Genomic DNA, 10,680 nt, shown 5'->3' with positions numbered 1-10,680 from the left:
CCCCCTCGCGGCGCGCTCGGGAGATACGCGAGAACGTGTCCGGCAGTCACACGTGCCACCGTAGTGCACCGGGTGCGACGTTCGGCGAACGCGACCCCACGTGAGGTCGGGCCCGAGCAGAGATCGTCAGGCGCACGAACGCCGGACGCCCTGCGCCAGGTCCTCGACCAGCGTGGCGACGGCGGACTGACCTTCGTCTGCAGCCGACACGATGGCCGAGCCGACGATCACGCCGTCCGCGTACGCGCCGATCTCCGCAGCCTGGTCGCCGTTGCGGACGCCGAGTCCCACACCGATCGGGATGTCGGAGTGCTCGCGGATCCGTACGCACAGTTCGGGCGCCATATTCGACACCGACGACCTGGCGCCGGTCACGCCCATCGTCGACGCCGCGTAGACGAAGCCACGGCACGCGTCGACGGTCATCGCGAGCCTTTCCGGAGTCGTCGACGGCGCGACGAGGTAGATGCGGTCCAGATCGTGTGCGTCAGACGCGCCATGCCACTGCTCGCCCTCGTCCGGAATCAGATCCGGAGTGATGACACCCACACCGCCCGCGGCAGCCAAGTCGCGGGAGAACGCGTCGACACCGTATTTGAGGATCAGATTCCAGTAGCTCATCACCACGGGTGCGGCCCCCGCTGCGGCCACGGATTCAGCGGCGGCGAACACATCACGGACTCGAGTGCCACCGGCCAATGCGTGGACGGCCGCTTTGGCGATCGTCGGACCGTCCATCACCGGGTCCGAGTAGGGAATGCCTATCTCGACGATGTCGCAGCCGGCGGAGACCATGGTGCCGAGAGTCTCCAACGACGTCGACAGGTCCGGATATCCGACCGGGAAGTATCCGATCAGCGCGCTGCGATTCTCTGCGCGGCATGCGGCGAAGGTCTCGCCGAGACGACTGCTCGTTGCGGTGTTCATTTCTCGCCCCCTGCGATAGATGCGGCGTACTCGGTCTCCGACGGCGGCCTGCCGTACAACCCGAACCACGTCGCAGCGGTGTCCACGTCCTTGTCGCCACGACCGGACAGGTTGACGACGATGATCGCGCCCTCCCCCAATTCCTGGCCCAGCTTGAGGGCGCCTGCGACGGCGTGCGCCGACTCGATCGCCGGGATGATCCCTTCGCGGCGGGACAGGAGCTTCAGCGCGTCCATCGCCTCAGTGTCGGTGATCGGGCGGTACTCGGCCCGCCCGATGTCCTTCAAATGCGCATGCTCGGGGCCTACGCCCGGGTAGTCGAGACCCGCCGAGATCGAATGCGACTCGATGGTCTGCCCGTCTTCGTCCTGCAGCAGGTACGAGTAGGCGCCTTGGAACGCTCCAGGGGTGCCGCCGGTGAACGTCGCCGCGTGCCGTCCCGTCTCGACGCCGTCGCCTGCAGCCTCGAAGCCGACGAGGCGGACGTCGGCATCATCGATGAACGGGTGGAATATGCCGATCGCATTGGATCCGCCGCCAACGCAGGCGACGACCGCGTCCGGGAGGGCCCCGGCCTTCTCCTGGACCTGACGTCGGGCTTCCATACCGATGATCCGCTGGAAGTCGCGGACGAGCATGGGGAACGGATGCGGTCCGGCCGCTGTGCCGAAGCAGTAGTACGTCGTGTCTGCGTTGGTCACCCAGTCGCGCAGTGCTTCGTTGATGGCGTCCTTGAGTGTCGCCGACCCGGATTCGACGGCGACGACGGTCGCACCGAGCAATTGCATGCGGGCGACGTTGAGCGCCTGTCGTTCGGTGTCGACCCGACCCATGTAGATCAGGCAGTCGAGGCCGAGGAGCGCGCATGCGGTGGCAGTCGCGACGCCGTGTTGACCTGCTCCGGTCTCGGCGATGACCCGCTTCTTGCCCATCTTCTGCGCGAGCAGCGCCTGACCGAGCACATTGTTGATCTTGTGCGATCCGGTGTGGTTGAGATCCTCGCGCTTGAGGAACAGTCGTGCGCCGCCCGCGATCTCACTCATCCGCTCGGCTTCGTACAGCGGCGACGGGCGTCCGGCGTAGTCGCGCTGGAGCCGGTCGAGTTCGTCGAGAAACTCCCGATCGCTGCGCAGCTTCTCGTACGTTGCGGTGACTTCGTCGATCACCGCCATCAGTGCTTCCGGGACGTGCCTGCCACCGTAGACACCCCAGTGCCCGCTCTCGTCGGGTCCGATAGGCGCGATGTCCGCGACGCCGTCACTGGCCTTGGGGAATTCGGTCTGATCGGTCACGTGCTCAATCATCCTTGTCTAAATCGCGAAACGGCAAACGGATTTCGACTCACCGCCGGGTCGAGACGGCACCGCTGGTCGAACGCGACCGACCCGCAGCCCGCAATTCAGCGGGAAGGCTTCGGGCACGACGGGTGTGCCCCCGCTGTCACCAGGTCGGAGACCGCGACTCGCGGATCTCCGGAGGTCACAAGCCCCTCGCCGACCAGCACAGCGTCGGCTCCAGCGCCTGCGTAGGCGAGCAGGTCGGCGGTTCCGCGGATACCGGACTCGGCGACTCGGACGATGTCGGACGGCAGTCCCGGGACGATCCGCGAGAACACGTCACGATCGACTTGCAGAGTCTTGAGGTCGCGAGCGTTGACGCCGACGACAGTGGCACCTGCTTCGAGCGCACGATCTGCTTCGGCCTCGGTGTGGACCTCGACGAGCGCGGTCATCCCGAGGGATTCGACACGGTCGAGCAGCGAAGCCAGGGCCTGCTGCTCCAGTGCCGCGACGATCAGCAGGACGACGTCCGCGCCGTGAGCGCGAGCTTCGTGGATCTGGTACGGGCCGACGACGAAGTCTTTGCGGAGCACCGGGATATCGACAGCGGCCCGGACCGCGTCGAGATCGGCGAGCGATCCGTTGAACCGGCGTTCCTCGGTGAGCACACTGATCACGCGCGCTCCCCCGTCTTCGTACGCTTTCGCCAACTCGGCCGGATCGGCGATATTCGAGAGCTGTCCCTTGGACGGACTCGACCGCTTGACTTCGGCGATGACGGCGATGTCCGGCTGTCGCAACGCGGCTGTCGCGTCGCGAGGCTCGGGGGCCTTCGCGGCGAGAGCCTTGACGGCGGCGAGATCGAGAACGGCTTCGCGCGCCGCGACGTCCGCCTTGACCCCGTCGATGATGGAATCGAGCACTGACTGTTCGCTCACTGTGACGCCCCTTTCTCGCACTGTGTCTCAAGAGTAGGCAAGTAGTCCAGACGCCCGCTGCTCGGGGTGTCGTCGGCTCGAACGACGTGCGGTCGGCACTGTCCGAGGATGGCGCTAATGTGCGATGCATGCCGTGGACACAAGAGAAGGTGCTCGCCGCCGCACCGGACTCGTCGTCGGTGGCCGCAGGACGGAAACTCGCCACTCCAGGCGGCGACGCCGACGGGATCGGTGTCGACCGGGCATCGATGTCCGATGCGGACGCCGGACGCCGGACGCGACAGAGTCCTCGGTGACCTGTACGACGCCCCGCGACGCGGCGGGCTCGGCGGGTCGCACCCGCGCGTGTCGCGGTGGCTCGGCGACATCCGCACCTACTTCCCGTCGTCGGTGGTGCAGGTTATGCAATCAGACGCGATGGACCGTCTCGGGCTCCGGCGTCTGCTGCCTGTTCCCTGACCTGATGGCAGCGGCCATCGAAGGTCGCGACGTCGGCGAGTGGGCGTCGAACAATGACGTCGTGACGCACTGAATCGGCATTCCGTTCGCTGCGACGAGCAGGCCTGCACCGCTCGCGATGTCGTCGACCGCTGTGTTTGTCCCGGGTGAGCTTTGCGCACTCTTACTGCACGACCTCGAAGAAAGGAGTTGAGACCAGCCGATCATAATGCGGCGCAGCAGAACTCGGTGAACGGCGTCTCAAAGGCGCAAGCTCTTGAGGGTATGACGATCGCCATCCTAGCCACGGACGGTGTTGAACAGGCGGAGTTGACGCAGCCACGGGACGCGATGGAGAACGCGGTGCGACGACCGAGGAGCCATGCACGCCGACCGGCCGGTCGGCGTCATCTGTCACGCACCATGGATGCCGTCGAGGCGAACGCCGTGAACGGCCGTACGATCACCGGATATCCGAGCGTCCGAACCGACGCGCGAACGCGGGCGGCACCGTCGTCGACGGAGAAGTGATCGTGGACCGGTCTCTGGTATCGAGCCGCGACCCCGGCGACCTTCCGGCATTCTGCGCGAAGGTCGTCGAAGTCTTCGCAGCCGGGTATTCGCAGCCGGGTAGACGTTCGGTCCAAAGGATGTGTCGAGAGGCCGCGAGGTCTGCCGTTTCGACTGCTCGAACCGACTGGCCAGGGCACGAAGCCGCGTCGCACGTGGCTTCGTACCCTCGGCGGTTACGCTTCTCGGATCCCACCGTCGTGGTCCGGATCAGTCGTGGTCCGGATCAGTTGGTGGCGGCCTCCGCTGCCAGGCTGGCGAGCGTGTCTGCCAATTGCTCTTCGGTGACGAGGGGAAACTTGATCTTCTCGAGTAGATCCTTGTCCGTGACCTTCGACCAGTCGTAGGTGTGGCGGACCAAAGTGCTGTCCGGTCCCTGCGATTCGAGTTCCCAGACCCACTCCCAGCCGGGCGGCTCGGTGCCAGCGGGCGCGGTCTGCCACGCGAGCAATTTGTCCTTCGCGTATCCGGTTACGTGGTTGTCCGTCTTGTACTCCCCACCCATGTGGGGTCCTTCCATGTTCATGGTGAACACTTCGCCGACCTTCTGGATCCGGTCGGCGTGGTCGACTCCGCGGACGAATCCGGATCCGTCGAGCCGCTCATGGCGTTCCGGGTTGCTGAGCACGTCGAAGACTTGATCTACCGGTGCTTCGATGACTCGCTCGACTGTGACACTCGTTTGATCGCTCATACAACCACCGTGCCGAAAGCCACCGACGTTGGCAACCGCGAGCGTCGTCGGCGTCGTCGTTCAAGCCGCTGCCGCGGTGAGTTCTGCGCGGAGCACGCTGATCGACTGGCGTAGCAATCGCGAGACGTGCATCTGCGAAAGCCCCATCTGCTTTGCAATCGCACTCTGCGACAAGTCCGCGAAGAACCGAAGTCCGAGGATCCGCCGTTCGCGAGCACGCAACCGAGCAAGCGCAGGCCGAAGCGATTGGGCATCATCGACCAGATCGAAGCGCAGGTCCTCGTGGCCGATCTTCTCGAGCATCGGGCGATCGTCGTCGCCCGAGCGCCGGTCGAGAGAGACCGTTGCCGCGCGAGCCAGACGGGCCCGGTCGATCTCGACGGCGCTCACCCCTAAGTCGACTGCGAGTTCCCGCCGAGTCGGCGACCTGCGCAGACTGTGCGTCAGACGCAGGTCGGCTTCGTTCAGCCGTAGCGACAACTCCTTCATCCTGCGGGACGTGCGTAGTAGCGCCGTCCGGTCTCGGAAATGCCTGCGCACTTCCCCGGTCACAGTTGGCACCGCGAACGACAGGAAGTCGGTGTCGCGGGACGGTTCGAACCGATCCACCGCCTTGATCAGGCCGACTCGTGCCACTTGGAGGAGATCGTCACGAGACTCGCCGCGGCCCGAGAAACGCTGTGCGATGTGCTGTGCGAGTGGAAGGCACCTGATCACGGCGTCGTCCCGCAATCGGTCCCTGTGTCGATCGTCGACAGGCAGCGATTCGCGCCGTGCCAACAGGGTTCTCACTTGGTCGTACTCGTTGTCCGTCATTCCGAGAGCTCCTACCTCGACCGCCTGGGACCACACTCATCGTGTGCGGCCCGCCAAGCGGTGATGTGATGCCGGGTGCGCTTCATGCGTCTTCATCCGGCGGCGGAACCCGGCTGTTGGTTGAACCGAGTGAGTCCAACGCTACCCTCCGAGGTGCACGGCGGCTAGGGCGTTGGTGAGTGCCCAGACAGTCTCGACGGAGCCCCGCTGGTCGAGTACGGGGAGGTCAGCCGCGGTCGTCAGTCGGATCCACTCCGTTGTCGAGCGAGTCCCACAGGAGGCGTTCGTTGCCGTCCGAGTCGATCTCTTCGCCACGAGCGGCGCGCTCGCGTTCGGCGAAGACCTTCCTCTCGAGTTCTTCGCGACGTGCCGCGGGCGAGGTGTATTTGGACGACATCCCACCCGCCGACGCACCGCGCATCATCAGCACTGCCGCAATCGCCGCGCACGCCGCGCCCGCGATCAGCACGTAGGCGGGCGTGTTGAACGTGAGGATCACCGTCACGTCGTACTTCGGGTCGATGTCGATGGCGTTCGCCGCGAACAGGTTGTTCTCACCGTTGGTGATCAACGAGACGCCCGGAACCACCGACAGGATCGCGGCGATAGCCAGGATCAGAGCGACCAGACGCAGCATCCAGCCACGTACCGCGAACTGCGCGACGATTCCGGCCACGAAGAGCAGTGCCACCGCGACGAGCCATGGGCTCCAGTCCGAACCGTGCACGTCGAAGCTGCGCGGCATGCCCAGGCCGTCCTCCGCGACGACTTCGGCCCACCGCATGCGCGAGGACGACCACAGTGCGATCGCGGCGACGATCAACAGGACGCCCGCGATCACCTGCCGCCGACGTCCGATCGACTTCTGTGCGGAAGCGAGCTCCGCATCGGTCGCCGACTTTCCCGATCCGTCGGCCCTCTCGTCCCCGTCGGCCTGCGTGTTCTCGCCTGTCATGCCCGGTCCTCTCCGCCGACGCGGGTCACGGTGCCCGCCGCCGCGACCGCGTTCAGTACCGCTGTCGCCTTGTTACGTGCCTCGTTGAACTCGTATTCGGCGTCACTGTCTGCGACGACACCGCCGCCTGCCTGGACGTACGCTGTGCCCCCGGAAAGGAGTGCGGTGCGGATGGCGATCGCGGTGTCCGCGTCTCCCGCGAAGTCGAGGTAGCCGACGATGCCACCGTACAGCCCGCGTCGGGTGATCTCGTGTTCCTCGATGATCTGCATGGCCCGGACTTTCGGGGCGCCGGTCAGCGTCCCCGCCGGAAAGCAGGCGGTCACCGCGTCGAGGGCCTGTTTGTCGTCCCGGAGGCGCCCCGACACGGTCGACACCAGATGCATCACGTGGCTGTACCGCTCGACGCGCCGGTAGTCGGTGACGCGGACGGTGCCGGGCTCGCAGACTCGGCCGAGGTCGTTGCGACCGAGGTCGACGAGCATCAGATGCTCGGAGTTCTCCTTCTCGTCCTCGAGCAACCCCTTGGCCAGGAGTTGGTCTTCCTCCTCGGTGGCCCCGCGCCACCGGGTACCGGCGATCGGGTGCGTCGTCGCCAACCCGTCGGCGACGGTGACGAGAGCCTCCGGCGACGAGCCGACGATCGCGAACGGGTCGCGCTGCACGCCGGGGACTCGCACGAGATACATGTACGGGCTCGGGTTGGATGCGCGAAGCACGCGGTACACGTCGATCGGGTCGGCGTCGGTGTCGAGGGAGAACCGCTGCGACGGCACCACCTGGAAGGCCTCGCCCGCTTCGATCGCCTCGACGACGTCGTCGACGATCTGCGAGTATTCGTCGAGCGTGCGCTGCGAAGTGTATTCGGGTGTCGGGCGATCGAACGTCGATACCGTCGACGGCGCTGACGCCGCCAGTGCCGCGGTCATCACGTCGAGCCGTGCCACCGCGTCCGCGTACGCCTGCTCGGCTCGATCGTCCGAGCCGTCCCAGTTGATGGCGTTGGCGATCAGCGTGATCGTGCCCTCGTGGTGGTCGAAGGCCGCCAATTCGGAGGTCAGCAGCCAGAACATGTCGGGCAGACCGAGGTCATCGTCGGTGATCGACGGCAGCCGTTCGAGGCGACGCACGAAGTCGTAGGCCATGAATCCGACGAAACCACCGGTCAGGGGCGGCATACCGGCGATCGCCTCGGTCTGCAGCAGCCGGAGGGACTCGGCGAGAGCCGCCAGTGGATCGCCCCCGGCTGGCGCACCGGCGGGCACGGTCCCCCACCAATGCGCGTGGTCGTCGACGACGGTCAGTCCGGACGAGCCGGCGCCGATGAATGACCACCGCGACCACGACTGACCGTTGGGCGCCGACTCGAGCAAGAAGGTGCCATCGCGGTCGCCCGCCAGTTTCCGGTATGCCGACAGCGGTGTCTCCGAGTCGGCGAGGACCTTCCGGGTCACCGGGACCACGCGATGGACGGCCGCCAGGTCGAGGAACTCCGCCAGTGATGTGGTGTGCGCGGTCATCCGAGGGGTTCCCCGCCGACGCCCCACTGACTGCGCGGGACCTCGGTGATCGTCACCCACACCGAGTCGGGGTCCTTACCGGTCGCCTTCGCATACGCCTCGGTCACCGACGCGATCGTCTCGCGTTTGACAGTGTCCGACAGGCCCTGGGTCTGCGAGATCTGGATGAGCGGCATGTCAGCGCCTTTCGTCGTCGGAGGTGGGGACCGAATCGGTGAACTCGAGTGACTCGGTGTCGAAGCAACTGTGGTTGCCGGTGTGGCACGCGGGCCCGACCTGGTCGACGACGAGCAGCACCGCGTCGCCGTCGCAGTCGAGGTGCACGTCGTGCACGTATTGGGTGTGCCCGCTGGTCTCGCCCTTGACCCAGTACTGCTGCCGAGACCGGGAGAAATACGTGCCCTGTCGAGTGGCGAGAGTCCGTTCGAGGGCTTCGTCGTCCATCCACGCCATCATCAAGACGACGCCGGTGTCACGTTCTTGCGCGATGGCCGCGAACAGTCCGTCCGGGCCGCGTTTGAGTCGCGTCGCGAGTTCCGCGGGCAGTGCCATGGGGTTTCCTTGCTCAAGAGAGGTCTGGGATCAACGGGTGGTCGGATCTCGTTCAGCGCACGATGATGTCGTCGGCACGCATCGCGTCCTTGACTTGGCCGATCGTGAGCTCACCGAAATGGAACACCGATGCGGCCAGGACCGCGTCGGCGCCCGCGTGGACGGCGGGTGCGAAGTCGTCGGCTCTCCCCGCTCCCCCGGAAGCGATGACCGGGATGTCCACGGCGGCGCGTACCGCCCGGATCATGGCGAGGTCGAAGCCGTCCTTGGTGCCGTCGGCGTCCATCGAGTTCAACAGGATCTCACCGACACCGAGCTCGGTGCCGCGGCGCGCCCATTGCACTGCGTCGATGCCGGTGCCGCGGCGACCGCCGTGCGTGGTGACCTCCCACCCCGACGGAGTGGACTGCTCGCGTGCGGTACGCGCGTCGACCGACAGGACGATGCACTGCGAGCCGAACCGGCGGCTCATCTCGTCAAGGACCTCGGGCCGCGCGATCGCCGCGGTGTTAACGCTGACCTTGTCGGCGCCCGCGCGCAGCATCGTATCGACGTCCTCGACGGTGCGGATCCCGCCACCGACGGTCAACGGGATGAAGATCTGGTCGGCGGTACGACGGACCACCTCGATCATCGTCGACCGACCCGAACTCGACGCAGTCACATCGAGGAACGTCAGTTCGTCGGCGCCTTCGGCGTCGTAGCGCGCAGCGAGTTCCACCGGATCGCCCGCGTCCCGAAGATTCTCGAAGTTGACTCCCTTGACCACTCGACCGTCGTCGACGTCGAGGCACGGGATGACACGCACCGCCACACTCACTGGTCCACCTTGCTTTCGATCGTCTCGTCTCCGGTCACGCCGCTGTCGGCGATGACTTGGAGGAGTTCTGCATGAAGCTGCGGGCCGCCGGTCACCAACGACTCCGAACCGACCCGCCACGGCCGACCGTGCACATCGGTCGCCACGCCGCCCGCTGCGCGGACGAGCGCCGCGCCTGCCGCGTTGTCCCACGCGTGGTAGCTGAACGACACCGCACCGCCGAAGATTCCCGCGGCGACGTAGGCCATGTCGGTGCCGGTTGAACCGGTCATCCGCAACCGCCGTGCCCGATGACTCAGCGCACCGTACAGCGCCGCCCGGCCGGTCCCCGGATATCGTCCGCCCGACCGCACGTTGAACGCACCGCATCCGACGACAGCCGAAGACAACGGCGCGGGCGCGAGCGACGGCGCAGGGTGGCCGTCGAGGGTGAACGACTGCCCCACGATTCCCGCATAGCGCTGGTTCAACAGCGGCAGACGGGTGATGCCGAGGACCGGTTGGCCGTCGACGGCGAGCGCCAACAGCATTGCGGCGAGCGGCATTCCGACGGAGTAGTTGTACGTGCCGTCGACCGGGTCGAGGATCCACACCGGCCCGGAGTCCGCGGGCGGGCCGCCGTATTCTTCACCGTGCACCGCGATCCCTGTCTGGTCGCCCAGCGCGGAAGCGATCCGCCGCTCCAACGACAGGTCGACGTCCGTGGCGAAGTCGTCGCCCTTCTTGCGCACCGACCCCGGCGAACCGAGCCCGGCGACGAACTCCGGCGTCATCGAGTCGAGGATGCCGTCGGCGACGGCGAGCAGGCGCGGGAGGTCCAGTTGGGCGCAAGCACGGTCGGCGGACTCGGACACGGGAGTCATTTCGTCGCGGACACCGCGGCCAGCGCCTCGGGCAACGTGAACCGTCCCGCGTACAGCGCCTTCCCAATGATCGCGCCCTCGACGCCGAGACCGGTGAGTTCGGAGATCGCGACGAGATCGTCGACCGTCGACACGCCGCCCGATGCGACGACCGGCGAATCGGTCGCGCGTGCGACCTGCGCGAGCAACTCTAGGTTCGGGCCGGTCAACGTACCGTCCTTACTGACATCGGTTACAACGTAACGGGAGCATCCGTCGCCGTTGAGCCGATCGAGGGTCGCCCACAGGTCACCGCCGTCGGTCACCC

At 66.6% G+C, this 10,680-nt stretch carries 13 protein-coding genes and 2 pseudogenes; 3 read left to right on the top strand and 12 right to left on the bottom strand.

The window, feature by feature from the left end:
- Window positions 1-126: 126 nt before the first annotated feature.
- The 3 genes from trpA to trpC form a co-directional block, all read right to left on the bottom strand.
- On the bottom strand, window positions 127-927 hold the full coding sequence (gene trpA / locus ACTIMF_RS18660) for a tryptophan synthase subunit alpha (protein WP_442351779.1): 801 nt from the start codon (window positions 925-927) through the stop codon (window positions 127-129).
- A complete protein-coding gene (trpB, locus tag ACTIMF_RS18655) occupies window positions 924-2,231 on the bottom strand; it encodes a tryptophan synthase subunit beta (protein WP_442351778.1) in 1,308 nt (435 codons plus the stop codon). The genes trpA and trpB overlap by 4 nt, the downstream gene beginning before the upstream one ends.
- 95 nt (window positions 2,232-2,326) lie before the next feature.
- Entirely contained in the window at window positions 2,327-3,145 is an 819-nt protein-coding gene (trpC, locus tag ACTIMF_RS18650) for an indole-3-glycerol phosphate synthase TrpC (RefSeq protein ID WP_442351777.1), read from the bottom strand.
- A 128-nt stretch (window positions 3,146-3,273) separates the two neighbouring features.
- Between trpC and ACTIMF_RS18645 the strand changes: the two genes are divergently transcribed.
- From ACTIMF_RS18645 to ACTIMF_RS18635, 3 genes and pseudogenes are all read left to right on the top strand, one after another.
- Complete coding sequence (locus tag ACTIMF_RS18645; RefSeq protein WP_442351776.1) at window positions 3,274-3,441, top strand: hypothetical protein; 168 nt, start codon at window positions 3,274-3,276, stop codon at window positions 3,439-3,441.
- A pseudogene (locus tag ACTIMF_RS18640) lies at window positions 3,401-3,601 on the top strand (hypothetical protein); the annotation flags it as partial. The gene ACTIMF_RS18645 and the pseudogene ACTIMF_RS18640, both read left to right, overlap by 41 nt.
- Window positions 3,602-3,868: 267 nt before the next feature.
- Window positions 3,869-4,197 (top strand): annotated as a pseudogene (locus ACTIMF_RS18635) (DJ-1/PfpI family protein); the annotation flags it as partial.
- Window positions 4,198-4,379: 182 nt separating this feature from the next.
- Here ACTIMF_RS18635 and ACTIMF_RS18630 read toward each other — a convergent pair.
- The 9 genes from ACTIMF_RS18630 to ACTIMF_RS18590 form a co-directional block, all read right to left on the bottom strand.
- Complete coding sequence (locus tag ACTIMF_RS18630) at window positions 4,380-4,847, bottom strand: SRPBCC family protein (protein WP_442351775.1); 468 nt, start codon at window positions 4,845-4,847, stop codon at window positions 4,380-4,382.
- A gap of 60 nt (window positions 4,848-4,907) precedes the next feature.
- Window positions 4,908-5,663, bottom strand: a complete 756-nt coding sequence (locus ACTIMF_RS18625) for a SigB/SigF/SigG family RNA polymerase sigma factor (protein WP_442351774.1) — start codon at window positions 5,661-5,663, stop codon at window positions 4,908-4,910.
- A gap of 226 nt (window positions 5,664-5,889) precedes the next feature.
- Window positions 5,890-6,618, bottom strand: a complete 729-nt coding sequence (locus ACTIMF_RS18620; protein WP_442351773.1) for a TIGR02234 family membrane protein — start codon at window positions 6,616-6,618, stop codon at window positions 5,890-5,892.
- Window positions 6,615-8,138 (bottom strand): anthranilate synthase component I, encoded by a 1,524-nt coding sequence (locus ACTIMF_RS18615; protein ID WP_442351772.1) that lies wholly within the window; start codon window positions 8,136-8,138, stop codon window positions 6,615-6,617. Before ACTIMF_RS18615 ends, ACTIMF_RS18620 begins: the two co-directional genes overlap by 4 nt.
- Complete coding sequence (locus ACTIMF_RS18610) at window positions 8,135-8,314, bottom strand: tautomerase family protein (protein ID WP_442351771.1); 180 nt, start codon at window positions 8,312-8,314, stop codon at window positions 8,135-8,137. The genes ACTIMF_RS18615 and ACTIMF_RS18610 overlap by 4 nt, the downstream gene beginning before the upstream one ends.
- A 1-nt stretch (window position 8,315) precedes the next feature.
- Entirely contained in the window at window positions 8,316-8,690 is a 375-nt protein-coding gene (gene hisI, locus ACTIMF_RS18605) for a phosphoribosyl-AMP cyclohydrolase (RefSeq protein ID WP_442351770.1), read from the bottom strand.
- A gap of 52 nt (window positions 8,691-8,742) precedes the next feature.
- Entirely contained in the window at window positions 8,743-9,510 is a 768-nt protein-coding gene (hisF, locus tag ACTIMF_RS18600; RefSeq protein WP_442351769.1) for an imidazole glycerol phosphate synthase subunit HisF, read from the bottom strand.
- Window positions 9,507-10,373, bottom strand: coding sequence for an inositol monophosphatase family protein (locus ACTIMF_RS18595; protein ID WP_442351768.1), 867 nt, complete (start codon window positions 10,371-10,373; stop codon window positions 9,507-9,509). Before ACTIMF_RS18595 ends, hisF begins: the two co-directional genes overlap by 4 nt.
- Window positions 10,370-10,680 (bottom strand): HisA/HisF-related TIM barrel protein (locus ACTIMF_RS18590; RefSeq protein ID WP_442351767.1); only part of this gene is annotated, 311 nt, incomplete at its 5' end. The genes ACTIMF_RS18595 and ACTIMF_RS18590, both read right to left, overlap by 4 nt.

The sequence above is a fragment of the Gordonia sp. (in: high G+C Gram-positive bacteria) genome (assembly GCF_052106715.1).
GTDB lineage: Bacteria > Actinomycetota > Actinomycetes > Mycobacteriales > Mycobacteriaceae > Gordonia.
The sequence above is the reverse complement of the archived record's forward strand: the minus strand, read 5'-3'. Positions and strand labels throughout refer to the sequence as shown.

Excerpts from the sequence above, each read along its gene's own strand:
- trpA (WP_442351779.1), bottom strand. The coding sequence starts at position 927 with ATGAACACCGCAACGAGCAGTCGTCTCGGCGAGACCTTCGCCGCATGC.
- trpB (WP_442351778.1), bottom strand. The coding sequence starts at position 2,231 with ATGATTGAGCACGTGACCGATCAGACCGAATTCCCCAAGGCCAGTGAC.
- ACTIMF_RS18645 (WP_442351776.1), top strand. The coding sequence starts at position 3,274 with ATGCCGTGGACACAAGAGAAGGTGCTCGCCGCCGCACCGGACTCGTCG.
- ACTIMF_RS18630 (WP_442351775.1), bottom strand. The coding sequence starts at position 4,847 with ATGAGCGATCAAACGAGTGTCACAGTCGAGCGAGTCATCGAAGCACCG.
- ACTIMF_RS18625 (WP_442351774.1), bottom strand. The coding sequence starts at position 5,663 with ATGACGGACAACGAGTACGACCAAGTGAGAACCCTGTTGGCACGGCGC.
- ACTIMF_RS18620 (WP_442351773.1), bottom strand. The coding sequence starts at position 6,618 with ATGACAGGCGAGAACACGCAGGCCGACGGGGACGAGAGGGCCGACGGA.
- ACTIMF_RS18615 (WP_442351772.1), bottom strand. The coding sequence starts at position 8,138 with ATGACCGCGCACACCACATCACTGGCGGAGTTCCTCGACCTGGCGGCC.
- ACTIMF_RS18610 (WP_442351771.1), bottom strand. The coding sequence starts at position 8,314 with ATGCCGCTCATCCAGATCTCGCAGACCCAGGGCCTGTCGGACACTGTC.
- hisI (WP_442351770.1), bottom strand. The coding sequence starts at position 8,690 with ATGGCACTGCCCGCGGAACTCGCGACGCGACTCAAACGCGGCCCGGAC.
- ACTIMF_RS18595 (WP_442351768.1), bottom strand. The coding sequence starts at position 10,373 with ATGACTCCCGTGTCCGAGTCCGCCGACCGTGCTTGCGCCCAACTGGAC.